We start from the raw sequence: 22,793 nt of genomic DNA on the forward strand, positions 1-22,793 counted from the left end.
GGCTAAAATCAATAGGAGTCTTGCTGAGTGTTAAAGCGTATTGTCATCACCATGATGTGTGTAGCAAGTTTGTCTGGTTGCGCAAGTTTTATATCCGGTGGTACAGGTTCTGCACCAGTCGGAACAGAAAGTGGTGTGAGATCTTTAGGGCAAGTTTTTATTGATTCTTCTATTGAGCGTACTGCTAAAATTAACTTATATAAATTAGATGTTCGCTTTAAGCAATCGCGAGTGAATATCAATAGTTTTCATAGTAATGTTTTACTCACTGGGCAAGTTCCAGATGCACATTTAAAACAATTGGCTGAAGATAACTTACGTGCAATGAGTGATGTTAAGACGGTACATAATTATATTACTGTCGGTAGCCAAATTGGTTATAGCACCATTATGCAAGATGCCACAGTGACTGCAAATACACGTGGTTTGATCATGAAAGCCCCTGTAGTTTCAGACAATAAGGTTCTTGTACATACTGAAGATGGGGTACTATACATATTGGGTCGTTTGAATAATGCTGAAGTTAATGATTTAAATGATGTTTTACAAAAGGTTGGCAATGTGACTAAAATTGTGACTTTGATTGATAATATCGAACAAGCCAATAACTCACTTCAGCCTTCAGCTTTTACAGCACCTGTAGTCGGCAATGCGCAGCAACCTGATGTACAAACACCAGTTGCAATTGATCCGAATGCGGCAGAGCCATCAAATAATGTTATTCAGCAGTAAATTACAGCCTTTAAAAAAGAAACTCCTTAAACAGTTTGATGTATTAAAGTCGCAGTACCAAGATTTTCGTTTATACGATTTAGGTAGCATCACGATTAATGGATTAACTCCGAAAAAGGGTTATTCCATTAAACACAATGTTGCTTATGGTTTGAAAGCAAGACAGCGTTTAGACCTCTATGTTTCTAATCAAACTCAACTTAAGCCATTAATTGTCTTTGTACATGGTGGTGCGTGGAGTCATGGCGATAAAACAGCGTATAAATTTGTTGGAGAGGCATTTAGTCGTTTTGGTTATGATGTTGCTGTGATGAATTACCATTTAGCACCAACACATAAATTTCCAAGTTATATTGACGATCTGGCGATTGCTTTAAACTTTTTGGAGCAACAACAGTCTCGACTGGGGATTTCAACGGCAAAAATTGCCTTGATTGGGCATTCAGCTGGTGCTTTTAATATTGCCTCCTTACTCTATCACCCGCAACATTATTCATTGGCGATAAAGCAAAATATTAAAGCATTAATTGGCATTGCTGGGCCTTATCATTTTGATTATAAAGGTGATCCATTAGCAGAAGATGCTTTTGATCAAGCTGTACCCTATCAACAAGTGATGCCTTATTATTTTGTCGAAAAGAATGAGGTGAAACATTACTTATTCTTGGCACAGAATGATCAAATCGTGAAAGATACCAATTCTTTGGACTTTAAACAGCAGCTTATTGCGCAAGGTAATCATTGTGAAATTGTGACTATTCCCAAAACAGGTCATATTTCAATTATGGGTAGTGTCTCAAGCCTGTTTAGTCGCTTCTTTAAAACACGTTCTGAGATTATTCAAATTTTGGATCGTGAAATGAAAAATCCCCAATAAATTGGGGATTTTTTTGAACATTATTTTTTGAGTAATACATTCATTCTTGATGCATAGGTGTATTGTGAATGACATGTTCAATCATAGCATGCGCAATACTACCTGAGAATGGTGTTTCTGGTAGATCATCAAATTTAAAGAAATGTGCATCACTAATTTCTTCTTCTTGCAGTACGATTTCACCTGATTCATATTCAGCTTTAAACGCCAGCATGAGATTGCTTGGAAATGGCCACGGTTGGCTAGAAAGATAGGTGACATTTTTCACCTTTAAACCAACTTCTTCCAAAGTTTCTCGTTTTACAGCTTCTTCAAGTGTTTCCCCAACCTCAACGAAACCTGCAATCAGTCCATACATACTGCCTTTGTTTTTCGCATTTTTTGCTAAAAGAATTTCATCATCGCCACGGGTAATCACAGTGATAATACAGGGTTGTACGCGTGGATACTGATGATAACGGCAAGCAGGGCAAACCATAGCATATTCAGTAGGGTGGACTTCTGTTTCATGCCCACAATGGCTGCAAAATTTATGATTTCGGCGCCATTCAAGCAGTTGTAAAGCTCGACTGGCTTGTTCAAATTCAGTTTTTGTCCATTGTGAGATCAACTGACGAATAGGAATAAGTTGGTAGCCTGCCGGAATTTGATCTTCAATAAAAAGATCTCGGGCAATGATTTGATCACCCGAGTTAAAGCTAAGATCATTTGCTAACTTTTCAACTTTAGGAAGTTGTAGGTTTTCATCCACCAACAGTTGATGATGGTGGAAGATATAAGCAAGTGATAGTTCTGAATTTTGGTCAGACATTAAGCTACCGTTTTTAAGTTTTGACTACTTGTTAGTGCGACATCAAACATTTTTTGCAAAACAGGTTGTTTGTTTTGTAAGTTTTCAATCATCATATCTGCACTTGCCAAGACATCGAGAAGTTTATTAACTTGTTCTTTGTTCAATACTTGCTCTTTCTCTAAACTTTTTTGAACAAATTCAGCAGATTGAAGTAGAGCTTTTTGACCATCACGTGCTGCAAGGAAGATCAGCGCACCGCCGATTTCACGGAATTGCGATGGAATAGATTCTAGATTGGTCTGTGGTTCTTGTAGGTATTGCACCAGTGATTGCGCACTCAAATCTACCAAGGCTTTTGTTTCAGTCAGTAGGGCATCATGTGCCTCATCTAAACGATCTAAAGAAATTTGTAAATTATTCACTTTAAGCTGTAAACGATTCGAGGTGTAGTTTCGCTCAAGAATACCAATAGAATTCATCGCAGAAAGAATACTATTCATCAGTTGTTGCGCATAGTTTTCATCTTTTAGCATATTGTCTTGAGAAAGAAGATCAGCTTGTTGTTTCAGTTCAATATATGCTTCGTTCAAATTCAAGACCTTAAACACATGTGCAAGATCAGTCAGTTTAGTTTTCAATTCTTGAGTTTTTTCATCACTCATATTTTGATAGTTAAACTCAATATCATTACGAATCTGTGACATTTCATCTGTAATGAGCTGGCTGATGCTATGCACAGTATTGAAATCAGGGCCATACAAATGACGGCTAAAAATTTGTAGTTGTGTATCTGTGAGAATATCTTCACCAATATTGATTTGATCACGGATATGTTGTGAAATTTCATCTTCTTGACTAATACAAAGACTCAGTATATTGGCTAAATCTGTTAATGATGCTTTGAAATCATTTTGATTTTTGAAGAAAGTTGAAATATTGGTTTCAATACTGATTAAGGTTCTCAGGCGTGTATCATTGAGAATTAAATTGTCAATTTGATTGAAGGCTACAGAAGTTAATGCCCAATATTGAGCACTGGTTTGGTCTTTCGCTTCATTGGCAAGATATGCACCGACCAGTTTAATTGCTTGTAAATCTAATTCAGTTTCTTGTTGTTTCAGAAGTTTATGCAAACTGAGTTTATACAGTTTATGCACATAAACTGATTTTTCCAATTCTGGAGGTTGTGGCAAAGTAAAATTCGGTGTTACACAGTCAAGAAGTGGTGCAATCGCTTGCCCTTCAGGTGTGAGTTCTAAACCTAGAGCGAGTTCTAAACGATTCAGTGTGTCGTGTAAGAATTGAGGTACCTTGACTTCACGTAAACAAATAAACTCGATATAGCGTTTGAGCATGGTCGTCCCTTCGCTCAATGCAATCACATCTTGGGTATTTACTTCACGTGGATTTTGCATGATTTTGCGCATCAATAATGCCGCAAGCTCGGTAATTTTTGCGACTTGTGGCATATCAATTAACATCAGTACATGGGCACATTGTTCAAATTGAAGTAATGCATCATCAATACCAAAAGGTAATGTTTGATCTTCAACTAAACTACTGACAGCAGATTCTACTTGTAAAATTGAATTATCAACTTCTTTTTTAATAATTAGTAATGCTGTCGGATCAAAATGTATAGAGGTTTGGTAAGACATTGATCTGCACCTATCCTGGGTATCTAAATGTTCTATATCGAGCTCTCAAAGAAGTTCGATTTTCTAAGTTTAATATAGCTGAAGAACAGAATCTTTACATAAAAAAATAATGATTTATGTCAAAAATTATTTTGCAAAAATGCAAGCTTCCCCATGCTTTTCTTGGAATTGTTTGATCCAGTTATCGTGCGCTTCAAGTTCTTCAGCTGAAGCTAAAATAACAGGAACTTCGATTTCGATTTTTTGTCGTGCGGTATTCCCCAAAGCTTGCTCAGTATGTTCAGAAATTGCATCCATGTCAAAGGATACTTGCCCACCTGTCATTGCCAAGTAGACGTCAGATAAAATCTCTGCATCGAGTAATGCACCGTGGAAGGTACGGTCACGTTGCGGAATTTCATAACGACGCACTAATGCATCCAAAGAGTTTTTCTGTCCTGGATGTTTGCTTTTCGCCATTGCCAAGGTATCTGTCACTTCACAGACTTCAGACAGTGCTTGTAAACCACTGCGTTTGAACTCCATATCTAAGAAGTTCATATCGAAGCTTGCGTTATGCGCAATAATTTCACTGCCTTTTAGGTAGTCAAAAAGCACCTGTGCAATTTCATCGTATTTAGGTTTATCTTTTAAGAATTCGTCTGTAATACCATGGATGGCTTCAGAGTCACCTACAGGTTTTTCAGGATTGATATAAATATGAATCGAACTACCTGTGAGTTTACGATTGATCATTTCAATCGCACCGACTTCAATAATACGGTCACTATCCTGATAGTAGAAACCAGTGGTTTCTGTATCGAGAATAAATTGACGAGGTCCATGTAATTTTATGGTTGCAGGTGTAATGACGATTTGTGGGTGAATATTCGTTTCTACATGAAGTGTTTCGTTATGTTCGATATCTAAGTCCATGACTTGATCATTCACCATATTGTTTTCATTATCAACTTGAACCGCTGCTTGTTCGTCAACCTGTGGATGTGACTGTGACATATTTTCAGTTGACCGGTTTTCTTCATTTGACATCATTTCATCCTCAGAATCTACGAAATCAAAACCAAAAGGGTCATCTAGTAACCAATCTTTTTCAATTTTTTTTTTATCATTTTCTATAGGATTCTGTTGTTCAATCGAATCTTGCAGGCTGCCAGTTTTTGGGCTAGTCGTAATCGAAGTTGTCGTTTTACCTGCAAGTCTTTGCTCAGTACCTAAGTTGGCTAACTGATCTGCCATCTCATTACCTGGATGTCCTGCATGTCCTTTGATCCAATTCCATTCAATTTCACGACCTTGGCATGTAGCATCTAACTTTTTCCAAAGATCTGGATTTTTGACATCTTTCCAGTTTTTCTTTTTCCAACCTTCGATCCACTCAGTAATACCACGTTTAACGTAGTTAGAATCTGTCCAAATGATCAATTTTTCAGAAATTGGGCAAAAAGCAATACCTTCGATGGCTGCGGTAAGTTCCATACGATTATTGGTTGTGTCTAACTCGCCACCACATAGTTTATGTTCTTCATTTGGCGTGATGATATATGCTCCCCAGCCACCGGGACCGGGATTGCCTTTACAAGCGCCATCGACATAAAGGATGAGTGTTTGCGACATAGATATAACCAATGAAAGTGAATTAAGCGTTGAACATCGTAGGTGAACAATTTATTGTATACGCAAATCGGCGTTTTCTACGCATGAACAGAGATTTTTTTAATTTCTTGTAACATTTGTATGCAATAAGCATTCAAATTTTGCCTTGTATGCGCGTATAGCTCTACTAAAATGGCAAAGATAAAATAATTTACTAATATGTTGTTCGGAACCCTTATGTTTAAACCTACCACAATGGTGTGGCAACCTACTGCGTCTGTTTTCTTTAAATTATCATTATTAACATCTGCATTCGCGGCACTAGGTTTGACTGCTGGGTGTTCTTCTACGCCAACATCGTCAAAAGTTCAAACATCAACCGCAGGAATGTTGGATGCGAATAGTTTAGATTCGCTCGAAGATTTACTTTCTGCAACAGATATGCGTGCAGTAGAGGGTGATCGTTTACTGATCTTAAAGCATGGTGATGTTTGGAAACGGATGTCTGTCGGTTTTAAAATGAATGAAGACCGCTGGGATCCGAGGATTGATGCACAGCGGAGTTGGTTTGCTGCACGTCAACCTTATATTGACCGCGTGAGTGCGCGTGCATCACGTTATTTATACCACACTGTAAAAGAAGCAGAACGTCGTGGTTTACCAACAGAATTAGCTTTATTGCCAATTATTGAAAGTTCTTATGACCCTGCTGCGACGAGTAGTGCGGCAGCAGCGGGGATGTGGCAGTTTATTCCAAGTACAGGGAAAATTTACGGATTAAGACAGACCAGTTTATATGACGGACGTCGTGATGTGGTTGAGTCTACTCGTGCAGCCTATGAGTTCTTAGGAAGTTTATATAATCAGTTTGGTTCTTGGGAATTGGCTTTGGCTGCTTATAATGCAGGACCTGGTCGTATTCAACAAGCGATTAACCGTAACCAAGCTGCGGGTTTGCCTACAGATTATTGGTCTTTACGTTTACCACAAGAAACAATGAACTATGTGCCAAGATTCTTGGCTGTAGCGCAAATTATTAAAAGCCCTTCTAAATATGGTGTTTCTTTACCGCCAATCGCCAATCGTCCACACTTTAGAGAAGTGGCTGTACCACCAGGTGTGCAATTGAATCAAATTGCCTCGATTACTGGGTTAAGTCGTGCTGAACTTTATGCATTGAATCCAGGGCATCGTGGTGAAAGTGTTGATCCAAATAGTACTCTACGTGTATTAATTCCTGCTGATTTAAGTCCAACCATTGACAGTAAATTAAAAGCTTTAAAACCAGGTTATGATGGAGGGCTGTGGGCGAGTAATAATAGTCCATCGACAGCAACACAAACCTTGTCTCCTACAACGGTTTCTGGTGTTACTCAATCTATTACCCCTGCAAAAGCGGTTCCACCAGTCTTAACAAGTAATCCTAAACCAACGACATCTTATTCATCGTCGAGTTCAGCCAGTCCGTTAAGTGTTTTAAAAACAACACCATCGAATGCTGATGCTTTAGCAAAATTTGCGACCAATGCAGACATTCCAAGCGCACCACGTATTCCTGTGGCAGTGACGCCTGCTACGAATGTCAAGCCAGTTGCGATTGAACCACCAATTTCAGCCAATGAAAAAGCGCAAATTCTTGCAGCCGTAAAAGCTGAAGGAGAGAAAGAGACAGTCAAACAAGTTTTAGAACCTCAAGCAACGCAAGCCGAGAAAGAAGAAGTTGTGAATGAGATTAAAGCCATTGCACCGCAAGGTACGGAGGTTTTAGATCCGTACGATGGCAAAATTAAGTTAACGGCAATTCAAACCAGTCAATCTGTTGCTAATGTACAAGGTAAGGAAAATACGGTTGGTTTTGCTTATCCAAAAGGTTTAGCGGATACAACGCCAGCCAATTCTGAAGAAGCAAAATTAAATAAAGATAAAAACTTTAAAAAGACTGACAGCGAAGTTGTAGTTGAACCACCAAAAGGTAAACGTAGTACTTACACTGTATTATCTGGTGATACTTTAGCGACGATTGCCTTAAAAAATGGTGTGAATTGGCGAGATATTGCCAAATGGAACCAAGTTGATCCAAATGGTACTTTGTTTGTTGGCGCAACTTTATATTTATATGATGCGAAACCTCAAGTTGATGCACCTTCAAAAAAATCTACAGATACAGCACCAACAACTTATGTGGTTAAACCCAATGACAGCTTAACCAGTGTTGCAAACGAGTTTGATTTATCTGTTTCGCAATTGGCGAGTTACAATAACTTGACGACGAGTAGTAATTTATTTGTTGGGCAGAAGTTGAAATTGAAAGATTCAGCTGATGATAAATTGTCTGAAATTAATAAAACTGTGGTTCGTGCAGATACATCTAAACCTGTTGCCAAAATCAAAACCAAGACTTATCAAGTTAAGCGTGGTGAATACTTAAAAGTCATCGCTGATCGTTATGCTCTATCTGTAAATGAACTTGCTGATTTAACCCCAGGACTCGATATTTCTAGGAGTTTGTATGTTGGTCAAAAAATTAATGTACCTGTCAATGAAGTAAAAGAAATTGATTCAAAACTTGAATCTAAAGTGGTTGATCAAAGTAAATTTAAAAATGTAAAAGCTGAAACTGAGTACAAGACTGAAAATTATAAAGTTCAGCGTGGTGATACATTATCCAGTATTGCAACTCAGTCTAAGTTGACACTTTCTGAATTGGCAGAGTTGAATAAAATTTCTCCGTCAAAAAGCTTGCTCGTTGGGCAGACGATTAAGATTCCAGAAGGAAGTACCACACCAGACAGTTACACTGTTCAAGCAGGAGATAGCTTAACCGCTGTCGCCAATAAATATGGGTTACAAGTCAGTCAGGTTGCAGATTTAAACGGTTTAAACACTACATCGGGCTTATTTGTTGGACAAAAGTTGAAACTCACAGGTACACCTGAACCAACAGTAAAAGATAAAGCACATTCTAAAAATGAAGTGAAAGCTCAAGCTGCAAGCAAAGACGTACATGTCGTGCAATCGGGTGAAACTTTGGCAAGTGTTGCACGAAAATATAAGCTACAGCTTTCTTATTTAGCTGACTTAAATGGTTTATCGCGTAATGCATCTTTGAATATTGGTCAGCATTTGAAGCTAGAAGGCGAAACTGCGAAGACCAATCAAATTAAAGAAGCAAAAGATCGTGAAGATGTCAAAGCATCTGCCAAAACGGTTGCAAAATTGACAGGTAAAGACACTGAAAGTTATACGGTGAAATCAGGTGAGTCGTTGAATGCGATTGCAAGTCGTGTTGGTTTGTCTGTGCAAGAATTGGCTGATCTCAATGATCTTAAGTCTCGTGCAGGTTTGCAACGTGGACAAACCATTCGTATTCCAAAAACTGTATCGGATTACAAAGTGAAAAGTGGCGACTCTTTGATTCGTATTGCAAGCAAATACGGCATAGATTCAAGTGCTTTGGCGGAAATGAATAATCTTAAGCCTACAGCTTCTTTGCGTATTGGTAGCGTGATTAAAGTTCCAAGCCTTTAATTAACAGCTTATTCTAAATAAAGGAAATTAGGGGAATGTACCTAAATTCTATCTATGTAAGTCCAATCGGGCTTACATTTGGCTTGTGCATGGCAACAATGCATTTGCATGCTGCTGTGCAGACAACAGCGTATATTGCCATTCACAATACACCTCATTATGCCAAGTTTCAGGCGATGCCCTATGCCAATATCAATGCCCCTAAAGGCGGTTATATCAGTACTTCCAGTTTAGGGACTTTTGATAATCTCAATAGTATGAATGGTAAAGGTAGTTCAACTGAAGGGATTAACTATCTATTTGATACTTTGATGGATAGTTCTTTGGATGAGGCGGGGGTACTTTATCCATTATTGGCAGAGAAAGTCACTTTTGATCCGAAAAAAACCAATTTTGTGATTTTTCATTTAAATCCAAAAGCGCGCTTTAGTAATGGCACAGCAGTCACCGCTGAAGATGTTAAATTTACTTTTGATACGATTCAGAGCAAAGCCAATCTTGGTTTTCAAATGTATTTATCGGATTTAGCCAAGACTGAAGTTTTATCTCCAACCCAAGTTAAAATGACATTCAAATCTGAACATAATCCAGATATGCCTCTGATTTTGGCTAGGATTGCGATTTATTCAAAAGCGGATTGGAAAAATAAAGACTATACCAAAGTTACGTTGCAGCCGATTTTAGGTTCAGGTCCTTATTTGATTGATCAGATCGATGCAGGGCGGAGTATTCGTTATAAGCGAAATCCAAATTATTGGGGCAAAGATTTAGCGGTAAATCGTGGGCGTTATAATTTTGATCAAATGAAGTTTGTCTATTATCGTAGCCCTGAAATTGCATTTGAAGGATTCAAGTCTGGACAGTATAGCTTTTACCAAGAAAAAAATGCACGGAACTGGGTCGCGGAATATCTATTCCCCGCAGTTAAATCGGGTTTGGTACAGAAATATACAGCAAAAATTGAAACACCAGCCCTCACACAAAGTTTGGTCTTTAATACCCGAAAAGCGCCATTCAATGATATTCATTTTAGACAAGCTTTAACCTATGCCTACGATTTTGAATGGATCAATAAAGCATTGCTCTATGGTCAAAATATCCGTCTGCAAAGCTATTTTCAAAATAGTGAATTGGCAGCGACTGGTGCGCCGAGTGCTAAAGAATTAGACATTCTTAAACCTTATCTTCACCAACTTAATCCGCTACAACGTCAAGGTACGTTGAGCAATTGGAAATATCCAGTTTCAGATGCCAGTGGATTTAATCGCCAAAACTTGCTCATCGCACGTTCAATTTTACTCAAATCAGGATACCAGTTTAAAAACGCGCAATTGGTAGATCGTAAAGGGAATCCGATTCAAATTGAATTTTTAATTCATCAAGATGGTATACAACGAACACTGTTGCCATATATTCGCAATTTAAAAAAACTAGGCATTCAAACGACGATTCGTCAAGTGGACACGCCACAATATACGGAGCGCATGCGCCGTTTAGATTTTCAAATGACGCCGATGAATATGCCACAGTCTTTAACCCCAGGGGCTGAACAGGCGCAAATGTGGGGGAGTCAAGCGGCAGATGAGATAGGCAATTACAATTATTCAGGCATTAAAAATCCTGTTGTGGATCAATTAATACAGCAGATTATTCGTGCACCGAGTAGAGAGCAATTGGTACTACATACGCGTGCCTTAGATCGTGTTTTGAGAGCAGGTTATTACCAGATATTGACCTATGGCAATGATCAAAATTGGTATGCTTATTGGAATATGTACCAGCAACCGAGTGTGAAACCTAAGTTATCTTTAGGTTTAGAATATTGGTGGTCAGATTCTACTCAAACAGAAAAAGTGACTCATTATTTAAAAAATAGGTGATTTAAAAAATAGGTGATTTAAAAAATAGGTGATTTAAAAAGTTGATGATTTAAAATCATGGTGCTTTTCAATGAAATTTGTATAAATCAACGTTTAGAAGAATAATTGTGTATAGGTATTAATCAGCTTCATTGGATTATTGGTGTTATAAAATAATACAATTATACAGTGCTGTAATGAGGTTATAAGGAACAATGTTTTAATGGGCAGATATATACTCAAAAGATTATTTTTAATCATTCCAACATTGTTCTTTGTGTTATTGATCAATTTTGCGATTACGCAAATTGCGCCAGGCGGCCCTGTTGAACAAGCGATTCAGCAAGCTGAAAACTTTCAAGGTGTTGATGGAACGACGGCAGGATTATCTACCTCAGTCAATCGTCAAGAATACCGCGGTGCTCAGGGATTAAGTGAGGAGATGGTCGATAAAATCAAAGCACAATATGGCTTTGATCGACCTGCGCATGAACGATTTTTTTTAATGTTAAAAAGCTATCTAACTTTTGATTTTGGAAACAGTTTTTTTAAAGATAAAGCCGTGACGCAATTATTATTAGAAAAAATGCCAGTCACGATTTCATTGGGTTTATGGAGTACCTTACTGATTTACCTGATTTCGATTCCACTTGGAATTAAAAAAGCCAAAAAACATGGTTTATTGTTTGATAAATCTACCTCGTTACTGCTCGCAATCGGTTATGCGATCCCTGCTTTTGTTTTTGCAATTTTGTTGATCGTGTTTTTTGCAGGTGGTTCTTATTTTCAATGGTTTCCATTGCAAGGCTTTGTTTCTGAACAATTTCAAAGTTTCAGTTTATGGGGCAAAATTATTGATTATTTCTGGCATATGACCTTGCCTTTACTGGCTATGGTATTGGGTGGTTTTGCCAGTTTGACTTATCTGACCAAATACTCGTTTATGGAAGAAATGGAACGGCAATATGTTTTAGCTGCACGCGCTAAGGGATTTGGGCAAAACTATGTCTTGTATAAACATGTATTTCGTAATGCAATATTGGTGATTCTTGCAGGTTTGCCTGAAGTAATTGTTGGCGTATTTTTTGTTGGCAATTTACTCATCGAAATTATTTTTAATTTAGATGGAGTCGGGTTACTTGGTTTTGAAGCAATTCAACAGCGTGATTATCCTGTTATTTTTGGGACATTGTTCTTTTTAACTTTGTTTGGACTGGTTTTACGACTGATTTGTGATGTGATTTATAGTGTGATTGACCCTCGAATTGATTTTGAATCGCGAGGTGCAAAATAATGTCACCGATCCTACGCGCACGGTTAAAAAAATTTAAAGGCAATCGATTAGGATACTTCTCTTTTATTTTATTCATCATTCTTTTTGTGCTCTCTCTTTCTGCAGAGTTGATCGCAAATGAGAAACCATTATTGGTGAAATATAATCAACATTATTACGCGCCAGTATTTAACGTCTACCCGGAAACAACATTTGGTGGTGTATTTGAAACGGAAGCAGATTATCGTGATCCTGTAGTGCAGCAGCTCATTGACGAAAAAGGTTGGGCAATTTGGCCGATATTACGTTATTCCTATCAAACGCCAAATTTGGATTTAAGTGTACCAGTCCCATCGCCACCGACAGCACAAAATTGGTTAGGAACAGATGATCAAGGGCGTGATGTTTTAGCACGTATTCTATATGGACTACGTATTTCATTACTCTTTGGACTTGTCTTAACGTTGTTTGCTTCGGTGATTGGAATCATCGTTGGTGCAATACAAGGCTATTATGGTGGATGGGTTGATTTAATCGGTCAAAGAATATTAGAAGTCTGGGGGGGATTACCGACTTTATTCATGGTGATGATTCTCGTCAGCATATTTACACCCAGTATTTATTGGTTATTTCTGATCATGTTGCTTTTCGGTTGGACAGGTTTAGTTGGCATTGTACGTGCTGAATTTTTAAAAGCACGAAAGTTAGAATATGTCAGTGCTGCACGGGCTTTGGGTGTGAGTGATCTGATGATTATGTTCCGACATATTCTTCCTAATGTCTTAAGTTCTAGTTTGTCGCAGCTTCCTTTTATGTTTACTGCAAATATCACAGCACTGACTGCTTTGGATTTTTTAGGCTATGGTTTACCACCAGATGCTGCTTCTCTAGGTGAGTTATTATTGCAAGGGAAAAATAATTTAAATGCGCCGTGGTTGGCTTTATCTGGCTTTTTTAGTTTGGCTTTGGTGCTTTCATTATTGATCTACATTGGGGAGGCAACACGTGATGCATTCGATCCAAGACGCCAAAAATGATCCAAATTTGTTGCTCTCAGTTCAAAATTTACATATTGAAAATGAGCAAAAAACGGTATTGGTGGAAAACCTTAATTTTGATTTACATCGCTGTGAAACGGTCGCGATTGTAGGGGAAAGTGGCTCAGGAAAGTCGATTAGTGGTTTGGCACTGATGGGGTTACTTGCTGAAAATTTAAAAGTCACGGGTCAAGCAGTTTACCATGAGCGAGATCTTTTACATCTAGATTCCAATGCTTTACTCAATATTCGGGGTAAAAAAATTGGCATGATTTTTCAAGAGCCCATGACCGCACTCAACCCTTTGCACAAAGTTGAAAAAATTGTAGGCGAAGCTTTGCTTTTAGAAGGAATGTCTAAGGATAAAGTCAGAAAACGTGTCTATGATTTACTCTGTGATGTGGGAATGGATGATCCCGAGGAAAAGTTAGATCGTTATCCACATGAGTTATCTGGCGGGCAAAGACAACGTGTTCTAATTGCTTCGGTATTGGCACAGAAACCCGAAATTATCATTGCTGATGAGCCAACGACAGCACTCGATGTAACGCTTCAATCACAAGTACTGAATTTATTACAACTATTGATTCTCAATCACAATATGGCAATGATTTTAGTCAGTCATGATCTAAATTTAGTGCGTAAATATGCCAACCATGTGATTGTGATGAATCAAGGGAAAGTAGAAGAAAAAGGCTCGGTTAAAAATATTTTTAACAATCCTCAAGCTGAATATACCAAGTTTTTATTGAATCAAGATTTTGGTGAAGCCAATAAACTACATTCTGAAAATCATTTGGTTTTATCTTTACACCGAGTCGGTGTTAAATTCCCGATTCAGCAGGGAATATTCAGTCGAAAAAAAGAGTATTTCGTTGCTGTTGAACCAATAAATTTACGTTTACATCGTGCTGAATCCATCGGAATTGTTGGAGATAGTGGTTCTGGAAAAACCTCATTGGCATTGGCAATCGCGAGATTGATTGAAAGCTCTGGGAATATTGTCTTACTCAATCAAGATTTAAATCGTTTAAGTCAACGAAAACTTCGACCATTACGTTCCAGTTTTCAGATCGTATTTCAAGATCCTTATAGTAGTCTGAATCCTCGCATGACTGTTGAACAGATTATCCGTGAAGGCTTGGAACTTCAGAAATTAAAAGAATCAGATATTATTATTCAAATGAATGAAATTTTGAATAAAGTAGAATTATCGATCACAGTGAAGCAAAAATATCCGCATGAATTGTCAGGAGGGCAGCGACAACGTGTGGCATTGGCTCGAGCGGTTGCACTAAAGCCACGATTGCTGATTTTAGATGAACCAACCTCAGCATTAGATCGAACGACACAACGAACAATTGTAAAATTATTGCGCCAATTGCAACGTGACTATCAAATCAGTTATCTATTTATTAGTCATGATTTACAAGTTGTAAAAGCACTTTGTCAGAAAATTTTAGTATTAAAAGAATCAAAAATGATTGAGTTTCAGGATACACAAGCCTTATTTGATAAGCCTTTGAACGATTATACAAAAAGATTAATCGCTGCTAGTCAATATTAAATCTAGGTCAAGAGATGGATCCGTAAATTTGAACAACTCCTATAAGTGATATTCTGCTCCTCAAATGATGTTATAAACATCAATATATGGAGTATTTTATGGCACGTAGACCAAGAAGAAATCATTCAAATGATTTTAAAGCTAAGGTAGCACTTGCTGCGATTAAAGCAGAAAAAACACTTGCTGAATTGAGTGCTGAGTTTGATGTTCATCAAAACCAAATTATTGACTGGAAAAATCAATTGATCTCAGCTTCCTCGCAAGCTTTCGATCAATCAAAAGCTCCAACAGAACCACCCATCGATCTAAAAAAACTACATGCAAAAATCGGTGAGCAGGCATTAGAAATTGATTTTTTAGAAGGTGTGTTGAAGAAACTGGGCCGCTTCAACCACAAAAGTTAATCGACGACTCACTTCAGATTTCAGTATCTAAGCAAGCTAAGCTGCTGAAAGTCTCCCGTGGTTGTTATTACTATCGCCCAAAACCTGTGAGTGCATCAGATCTGAAGCTGATGCGATGTATTGATGAATTACATATGCAATATCCTTTTGCAGGCAGTCGTATGATGCGTGATTTGTTGAATCGTCAAGGACATCATATAGGACGACGTCATACACGTACTTTAATGAAGAAAATGGGTATTCAGGCGTTATATTGCAAACCAAATTTAAGCCAGGCTAATCAAGCTCACCGTAAATATCCATATCTGCTCAAAGGGTTGGCTATTCAGCGCAGTAATCAAGTGTGGTCTACGGATATAACGTATATCCCTATGGCAAAAGGCTTTGTTTATTTATGTGCTGTGATTGATTGGCATAGCCGCAAGGTACTTGCGCATAGGGTATCGATTAGTATGGAGGTGGATTTTTGTATTTCGGCTTTAAATGAAGCGATTGAAAAATATGGTCGACCTGAAATATTTAATACAGACCAAGGCAGCCAGTTTACCAGTGATGCATTTATTGATGTATTGAAATCAAATGGCATTCAAATCAGTATGGATGGTAAAGGTCGATGGGTAGATAATGTGATGGTTGAACGATTATGGCGGAGCGTTAAATATGAAGAGGTGTATCTCAAAGCTTATAGCAGTGTCACAGATGCGAAAAAGCAATTAAGTGCATATTTTGAGTTTTATAATTTGAAACGACCTCATTCGAGTCTAGACAAAATGACACCAAATGAGTTTTACTATGATCAGCTACCCCAACAAAACAAGGTGGCTTAACTAGAGCGGAATATCACTTATAAATACGCTTTTAGTTGTTCAAACAAGTGGGACCACCTCTGTCATTTCCTCAATATTCTTTTTTATATTCACTTACAAAGTTGACAAAATGCATTGTCAAAATTACTCTTGATTTAGGATAATATTAATTTAGAGTAAAAACTCTAATCACTAAAAAGAGATTTGACCATGAGCCATCTTGCACAATCATTCGATATAAAAAAGACTACATTTAAAAACCGCATCATCAAAGGTGCAATGAGTGAAGCACTTGCCAATCATGCAGGTCAACCGAATCATTTACATCTAGGTTTGTACGATGCTTGGGGCAAAGGTGGCTTAGGTTGTGCAATCACAGGTAATGTCATGGTGGATTTTCGTGCCAAGAATGAGCCTGGTGTTGTTGTTGTTGAAACTGAACGTGATTTAGTAAAACTGACTGAGTGGGCAAATGTCGGTAAAAAGCACAAAATGGTGCAGTTAATTCAGCTTTCACACCCAGGACGTCAGTGTCCGCGTGGTTTAAATGCGGAAACTGTTGCGCCGTCGGCAGTTCCTTTTAGCCCATTATTGGCTTCTACATTTGGCACACCACGTGCACTTGAAGAAAGCGAAATTTTAGATTTAATTCAGCGTTTTGCTGAGTCAGCACGTATTTGTGAAAAAGCAGGTTTTGAAGGCGTGCAATTACACGGTGCGCATGGTTATCTGATTAGCCAATTCCTTTCACCACTGACCAATAAGCGTACTGACCAATGGGGCGGTTCGATTGAAAATCGTATGCGTTTCTTATTAGAAATTTATAAAGCTGTACGTGCCAAAACTTCTGAAAATTTCATTGTATCCGTGAAACTCAATTCGGCAGATTTCCAACGTGGTGGCATCACTGAAGAAGAAGTGATTCAAGTGTTTAAGGCAATTGATGATGCAGGCATTGACCTGATCGAAGTTTCAGGTGGTACGTATGAAGCACCTGCAATGGCAGGGGCGAAAGCTGATAAGCGTAAGGAAAGTACGATTGCGCGCGAGGCTTATTTCCTCGATTTTGCTGAGAAAATCCGTAAAGAAGTGAAGTGTCAGTTGATGGTGACAGGTGGTTTCCGTACCGCGCAAGGCATGAATGCTGCTTTAGATAGTGGGGCATGTGAATTTATCGGAATTGCACGTCCTTTGGCTGTTGAAACCGATGTAACCAATAATCTTATTGCAGGGCGTGATGTGCGTTATGCAGTTGAGCAGATTAAAACTGGTATTCCTTTTGTCGATAAAATGGCGATTATGGAAATTCTTTGGTATGCAGCACAATTCAAAGCGATTGGTGAAGGGAAGAAACCGAATCCTAAGTTGTCACCATTAAAAGTATTCTTCAATTATGCGAAGAATAATGTCAAAGCTGTGATTCAAGGTCGTGTGAATTCACGTAAGTCGGCTTGAAATATTGATGGATTAAAACTAAAAGTCATTTTTTAGTTGCAAAATGTATCAAAATTGCTCAAAAAGAAAGCGACTTGTTTATGAGTCTCTTTTTTGAGGATAAATGGCAGTTTTTAAAATGCTTAAATTATTGATTTTAAATAAAAATATAAAAACGATTTCGTATAAGCGCCATTATGTTAAATGGGATAGGAAGTTGTAAAAAGAAAGTTTTGTGTATAAGTTAAATTTTTACTTAGAAAAACGTAAAGATGAACAAATTTAAATTTTTTTATACTGACTATTGTGAAGGTAAAACAATTCCTGCTGAAGATTCAGATCAGTGGTATGTAACGAAAGAAGAAATATTACACAGCATGGATTGTGTACTCCATATGCCAGATAATTTTTTAGGAATTATAGATAAATATGAAAATACACTTCAGTTTGCTGTAAACAAGGATAGATCAATCCATATGGAAATACCGTCACCTAAAGAACTCGGATCTTATGGGAAAGAAGGTACTTTAGAAGATGCTTTAAATATTGTTAGGAATCTAGGTGAGTTGATTAGTCTAGATACTATTGATGATCTAAAATTTAAAAAGTGGAATCCTAATTAGATTTTAATTTCGTCACTAAATGACCATGATATGTATGGATATTATATAGATTTCCTAAAATTAGCATAATACAGCTTATGCGAAATCGACTATATTAGTTTAATTATTTCAATAATTTGTAATCCACAAAAAAAGCCTAGTTTTCTTAAACTAGGCTTTTTACATGAAATTTCATTGTTTCACATAAAAAATCATGGTCAAGTGGTTTAAAAACGATTTATTATGAAGATCGTGCAGGCTTTTGAATTATCCCGCCATCATTGAAAAGATGTCTATGAATCATACTATTAAACTCTGATTAATCACTTTTGTAAGAATAGAAACCACATCACTGTGATTTCTATTTATGATCATTACTGAAATTCAATAATGATTTACTCTAGATTAGGCAAACTGACCATTTTGAAAATCAACAAAAGCCTGCTGAATCTCAGCCTGAGTATTCATGACAAATGGACCATGCGCGACAATAGGCTCATTCAAAGGTTCACCATTCATCATCAATAATTTAGCATCTTGCAAACACTCAATTTCAACCTGATCAACATCATGACTTAAGTAAAGCGTTTGTAGATTATGAAAAATCTGACCATCCACTTTCACTTCACCACTTAAAACAAAGATGATGTGATTCCACGTAGGATTTAACTCAAAATGCTGTTTGGCATCTTTATTTAGACGAATATCCAATAAATTGATCGGGCTAAAAGTCTGTGCAGGACCTTTAACAGTGCGATTACCATTTGAATATGTGCCTGAGATCACACGAATAATCCCTTGATCATGTTCAAGTTGAACTTCAGGAATATTCTGCTCAGTTAATTCCTGATAACGAGGCTCCGTCATTTTGGCATGGCTTGGTAGATTGACCCAAAGCTGAATCATGTCCAAATTTCCGCCTGTTTGGGCAAAGCCTTTAGAATGATGTTCAGCGTGCATAATGCCACGACCTGCGGTCATCCATTGCACTTCATTTTTACCAATCGTACCGCTATTGCCTTTGGAATCATGATGTTCAAGTTCGCCATCATAAACTATGGTCACTGTTTCAAAACCACGGTGTGGATGCATCCCAACACCACGTTGATGTTCATCACTAGGACTGAATGGGTATTGCTCAGTATAACCCATGACTAAAAGCGGACTGGTTTGATTGCCCATTTCTTCCATAGGTAACATAGAATTGGTCGGGAAACCATCGCCTACCCATGTGCTACGGTTACTGGTATAGGTTTTTTCAATTACATTCATATTTTAATTCCTCAAATTTATTATTTCGCTTAATTGTATTAATTGAGGTATAAATGCAGGATTACAGCGTAAATTAGACAACAGATTTTTCTAAAAATGGAACAATGATGCAGAATCTCAATGATTATTACTATTTTGTTCAAGTCGTGAAATATCAAGGTTTTACCAAAGCCAGTGAAGAGTTGGGTATTACAAAATCCAAGCTTTCACGCCGTATTTCTGACTTAGAAAGTCGTTTAGAGGTTCGTTTAATCCAGCGTAATACACGTAAATTTGCGGTCACTGAGGTTGGACAACAGTTCTATGAACATTGTTTAAAAATCTTAGATGATGTCAATCAAGCCGAAAACTTTATTCAGCATACTTTGAGCAATGAACCCTCAGGTTTAATTCGATTGTCTTGCCCCGTAGCATTAGTGAATACACCTGTAGGAGAAATGGTCGCAGAATATATGCACCACTATCCTGATGTTCAAGTTCATTTATTATCAACCAATCGTCGAGTGGACTTGATTGAAGAGGGGATTGATTTAGCCATTCGCGTGGTGAGTACGCCTTTAGAAGACAGTGAATTAATCATTCGTGAATTGGATGCATGGGAACATGTTTTGGTGGCATCTCCAGAACTATTTAAACATTATAACAAACCTTCGCAATTGGATGATTTAAAGCAATTGCCAAGTATTGGTTTTCAAACACCGAAACAAGTTTGGATGCTACAAAAGCGTACTGAACAGAATGTTTTTCATGATATTGAACATCATCCAAAACTACGCACTGACAATTTCCATGCGATGAAATCCGCCGTGTTAAAAGCGGTTGGTGTTGCATCATTGCCGAAGGTTTATGTGTATGAGGAATTAAAAAATGGAAAAATGATTGAAATTTTACCTGAATATTATTTACCTAAAGGCGTGATTTATGTGGTGTATACGTCTCGGTTAGGGATGTTGCCTGCGGTACGTAAATTTTTAGAATTTTTAATTGAACAGTTTAAACAATTAAATCTCGACGAGATTAGCAAGCAGTGCCCTAAACATGATTAAGGCACTGGTATATAACATTATTTAATGTGCGCAGAATGCCATATTGAAGTATTCAAATAATTCAGGGGTGTTCAACCACAACAGCATCGACAATCCAAAAAGTAGAATCAGCCCCATCCAGATGCTACATTTTAGCCATGAAAATGTATTAGTCATCGACGACAGCCTCCTCGTTAACAAAGAAATGTACCAACACGCCAAGAACACTAAGCGCAATGGATAGCGCCCAAATGATATTGTAGTTCCCTGTTATATCATGGTTGAGACCACCAAGCCAGCCACCAAAGAAAGAGCCGACTTGGTGAGTAAAGAACACAATCCCACTAAGCATGGTCAGGTATTTGACTCCAAACATATTGGCAACAATCCCGTTGGTGAGCGGAACTGTGGAGAGCCATAAAATACCCATCACGATACCGAAGGCATAGACTGTCCAAATACTCAGGGGTAGCATTAAAAATGCGACGATGGCAACACCGCGTAAGCCATATAAGCCCATGAGTAGATGTGGTTTAGAATATTTATCACCGAGCCAACCAGCCGCATAAGTTCCCACAATATTAAAAAGTCCGACCAGTGCTAAGAAGACAGTTCCAGTTGAAGCATCAAAACCATGATCGATTAAATATCCTGGTAAATGAATTCCCAAAAATACCACTTGGAAACCACATACAAGGAAACCCAAAGCAAGCCATAAAAAGGGTTTATGATTAAATGCGATTTTTAGAATTTCTTTGAAACTTAAGTTTGGACGAGTTGCTTGACTAACTGCGTTGGGAGCGACATACATCGGTGCTTTTAACATCCACGCTAAAGGCACAATCAATACAACAAGAATTGCAGTGATGATGAGTGCAGAAGACCATCCAAAGTTTTTAATCAGGAGTAAGGTCGTTGGTAACATGATGAACTGACCGAAAGAGCCTGCTGCACTTGCGATCCCCATTGCCATACTACGTTTACTTGGATGAGCCGCTCGTCCGACTGCTGAAAGTAATACAGAAAATGATGTTGCTGATAATGCTAAACCGATAATCAATCCAACACTAAAATCAAGCAGGAGAGCATTTGAGCTGATCGACATCAGTAATAGACCAATGGTGTAGAGCACACCACCGACTGCAACAACTTTCTTACTACCGTACTTGTCTGCCAAAGCGCCTGTAAATGGTTGTACAGCGCCCCACAATAGGTTTTGAAAAGCAATCGCTAAACTGAATACTTGATGACTCCAGCCAAACTCATGACTCATTGGAACTAAATAAAGCCCGAAGCCATGACGTACACCGAGTGAAAGTGCTAAAATAAATGCACTGCCAATCAACATATAGATCAAAGGCTTAGAAAATTTTTGCTGTTGTTGCGTTGCTTCCATATATTACCTTTTATGTGACTGATACATTGTAAACTAAGCATTTTTAGACATTGTTGATAATCAACTGATGGTTTTTGAATAATAGGTTGGAATATTTTATGGAGCAATTCTGAAACTGATTATACAAAAATACAGTAAATAGATTATAATCATAATCTATAATAAAAATACATTTTTTTATTTGAAAAATGTACAGGCTCAAGCTGATTGGCTCAGTGAGTAAATGAAATTCTGATTGGGAATAGTGACTATGCCTCGTGTCTCAAAGCAATTAGCGCAAGAAAATCGTAAAAATATTGAAAATATATCTTCTCAGTTAATCCGTGATAAAGGTTTTTCTGTGAGTGTTTCTGATCTTATGAAAGCTGTTGGATTAACACATGGCGGTTTTTATAAACATTTTCAAAATAAAGATGAGTTAATTGACATTGCTTGCAAAGATACTTTTCGGCAATCTGAACAAAAGTGGAACAGTATTATTGCGGAGACAGGTTCTGAACATGAGGCGCTTAATCTAATTTTTACGCGATATTTATCTGAAAAAAATTTAGCAGATCCAGGAAAAAGTTGTCCTCTATCTTCTTTGTCAATGGATGTAGCAAGAGAAGAGGAGGGAAAGGCAGTCAAGCAAACATTTCATCAAGGTGTTGAAACTTTATTAAAAATTTTAACAACATTAAATGATCCTAAGCATGAAAATACTCAACTTTCAGAACAAGCGATTATTCAGCTCAGTTTATTGTCTGGTGCACTGACTTTGGCTAGATCTGTTGACCATGATTTGGCGTTGAATATTTTGGATACAGTCAAAGATTTTTTGATTCAATCTCAAACGACAGAATAACGGATGTTCCGAAGTAATATAAAAATACCTTTTTCTTTATCATAAAAGTGGAGACACGATAACGTCATCCGCAATTGTTTGAAATGAAGAACA

At 37.7% G+C, this 22,793-nt stretch carries 18 protein-coding genes; 12 read left to right on the forward strand and 6 right to left on the reverse strand.

Translation table 11 applies throughout. From position 1 onward, the window contains the following. Positions 1–27: 27 nt before the first annotated feature. Entirely contained in the window at positions 28–732 is a 705-nt protein-coding gene (locus tag BEN71_RS06425; RefSeq protein WP_068974841.1) for a BON domain-containing protein, read from the forward strand. Beyond that, positions 716–1,609, forward strand: a complete 894-nt coding sequence (locus tag BEN71_RS06430) for an alpha/beta hydrolase (protein WP_068974842.1) — start codon at positions 716–718, stop codon at positions 1,607–1,609. The genes BEN71_RS06425 and BEN71_RS06430 overlap by 17 nt, the downstream gene beginning before the upstream one ends. Before the next feature lie 40 nt (positions 1,610–1,649). Here the strand turns inward: BEN71_RS06430 and nudC are convergent, their stop codons facing one another. The 3 genes from nudC to dnaQ form a co-directional block, all read right to left on the reverse strand. Then, entirely contained in the window at positions 1,650–2,420 is a 771-nt protein-coding gene (nudC, locus tag BEN71_RS06435; protein ID WP_068974843.1) for an NAD(+) diphosphatase, read from the reverse strand. Beyond that, positions 2,420–4,060, reverse strand: a complete 1,641-nt coding sequence (locus tag BEN71_RS06440; protein WP_068974844.1) for a chemotaxis protein — start codon at positions 4,058–4,060, stop codon at positions 2,420–2,422. The genes nudC and BEN71_RS06440 overlap by 1 nt, the downstream gene beginning before the upstream one ends. A gap of 126 nt (positions 4,061–4,186) precedes the next feature. Continuing rightward, the gene (gene dnaQ, locus BEN71_RS06445; RefSeq protein WP_068974845.1) at positions 4,187–5,674 is read right to left on the reverse strand and encodes a DNA polymerase III subunit epsilon; all 1,488 of its coding nucleotides are present in this window, start codon (positions 5,672–5,674) and stop codon (positions 4,187–4,189) included. Between the two features lie 216 nt (positions 5,675–5,890). Here dnaQ and BEN71_RS06450 point away from each other — a divergent pair, with 216 nt between their 5' ends. The 8 genes from BEN71_RS06450 (at position 5,891) to BEN71_RS06485 (ending at position 18,184) form a co-directional block, all read left to right on the forward strand. After that, positions 5,891–9,181 (forward strand): LysM peptidoglycan-binding domain-containing protein, encoded by a 3,291-nt coding sequence (locus tag BEN71_RS06450; RefSeq protein WP_068974846.1) that lies wholly within the window; start codon positions 5,891–5,893, stop codon positions 9,179–9,181. Positions 9,182–9,270: 89 nt separating this feature from the next. After that, positions 9,271–11,061, forward strand: coding sequence for an extracellular solute-binding protein (locus BEN71_RS06455; protein WP_406565267.1), 1,791 nt, complete (start codon positions 9,271–9,273; stop codon positions 11,059–11,061). A 202-nt stretch (positions 11,062–11,263) separates the two neighbouring features. Continuing rightward, positions 11,264–12,334 (forward strand): microcin C ABC transporter permease YejB, encoded by a 1,071-nt coding sequence (locus tag BEN71_RS06460; RefSeq protein WP_068974848.1) that lies wholly within the window; start codon positions 11,264–11,266, stop codon positions 12,332–12,334. Then, positions 12,334–13,350, forward strand: a complete 1,017-nt coding sequence (locus BEN71_RS06465) for an ABC transporter permease (RefSeq protein WP_068974849.1) — start codon at positions 12,334–12,336, stop codon at positions 13,348–13,350. Before BEN71_RS06460 ends, BEN71_RS06465 begins: the two co-directional genes overlap by 1 nt. Next, positions 13,322–14,917, forward strand: coding sequence for a dipeptide ABC transporter ATP-binding protein (locus BEN71_RS06470; RefSeq protein ID WP_068974850.1), 1,596 nt, complete (start codon positions 13,322–13,324; stop codon positions 14,915–14,917). Before BEN71_RS06465 ends, BEN71_RS06470 begins: the two co-directional genes overlap by 29 nt. A gap of 98 nt (positions 14,918–15,015) precedes the next feature. Further along, a protein-coding gene (locus tag BEN71_RS06475; protein ID WP_223155595.1) for an IS3-like element ISAba14 family transposase occupies positions 15,016–16,148 on the forward strand; the annotation gives its coding sequence in 2 pieces (ribosomal slippage) (positions 15,016–15,268 and positions 15,268–16,148; 1,134 coding nt in all). A gap of 189 nt (positions 16,149–16,337) precedes the next feature. Further along, positions 16,338–17,582 (forward strand): NADH:flavin oxidoreductase/NADH oxidase family protein, encoded by a 1,245-nt coding sequence (locus BEN71_RS06480; protein WP_068973931.1) that lies wholly within the window; start codon positions 16,338–16,340, stop codon positions 17,580–17,582. Positions 17,583–17,833: 251 nt separating this feature from the next. After that, positions 17,834–18,184 carry a hypothetical protein gene (locus BEN71_RS06485; RefSeq protein ID WP_068973932.1) on the forward strand — a complete coding sequence of 117 codons (351 nt, stop codon included), beginning with the start codon at positions 17,834–17,836 and terminating at the stop codon, positions 18,182–18,184. A gap of 384 nt (positions 18,185–18,568) precedes the next feature. Here BEN71_RS06485 and BEN71_RS06490 read toward each other — a convergent pair whose 3' ends face one another. Beyond that, positions 18,569–19,435, reverse strand: a complete 867-nt coding sequence (locus BEN71_RS06490) for a pirin family protein (protein ID WP_068973933.1) — start codon at positions 19,433–19,435, stop codon at positions 18,569–18,571. A 107-nt stretch (positions 19,436–19,542) separates the two neighbouring features. Here BEN71_RS06490 and BEN71_RS06495 point away from each other — a divergent pair, with 107 nt between their 5' ends. Next, a complete protein-coding gene (locus BEN71_RS06495) occupies positions 19,543–20,481 on the forward strand; it encodes a LysR substrate-binding domain-containing protein (protein ID WP_068973934.1) in 939 nt (312 codons plus the stop codon). Positions 20,482–20,502: 21 nt separating this feature from the next. On the opposite strand, the gene BEN71_RS19435 is transcribed toward BEN71_RS06495, so the two are convergent. Together BEN71_RS19435 and BEN71_RS06500 are read right to left on the reverse strand one after the other, a co-directional pair. Continuing rightward, positions 20,503–20,637, reverse strand: a complete 135-nt coding sequence (locus BEN71_RS19435) for a hypothetical protein (RefSeq protein ID WP_264757108.1) — start codon at positions 20,635–20,637, stop codon at positions 20,503–20,505. Then, positions 20,630–21,856, reverse strand: coding sequence for an MFS transporter (locus BEN71_RS06500; RefSeq protein ID WP_068973935.1), 1,227 nt, complete (start codon positions 21,854–21,856; stop codon positions 20,630–20,632). Before BEN71_RS06500 ends, BEN71_RS19435 begins: the two co-directional genes overlap by 8 nt. A gap of 250 nt (positions 21,857–22,106) precedes the next feature. Here BEN71_RS06500 and BEN71_RS06505 point away from each other — a divergent pair, with 250 nt between their 5' ends. Continuing rightward, positions 22,107–22,700 carry a TetR/AcrR family transcriptional regulator gene (locus tag BEN71_RS06505; RefSeq protein WP_068973936.1) on the forward strand — a complete coding sequence of 198 codons (594 nt, stop codon included), beginning with the start codon at positions 22,107–22,109 and terminating at the stop codon, positions 22,698–22,700. Positions 22,701–22,793: the final 93 nt, after the last annotated feature.

It is taken from the genome of Acinetobacter wuhouensis, from assembly GCF_001696605.3.
In the GTDB taxonomy this organism is placed as follows: domain Bacteria; phylum Pseudomonadota; class Gammaproteobacteria; order Pseudomonadales; family Moraxellaceae; genus Acinetobacter; species Acinetobacter wuhouensis.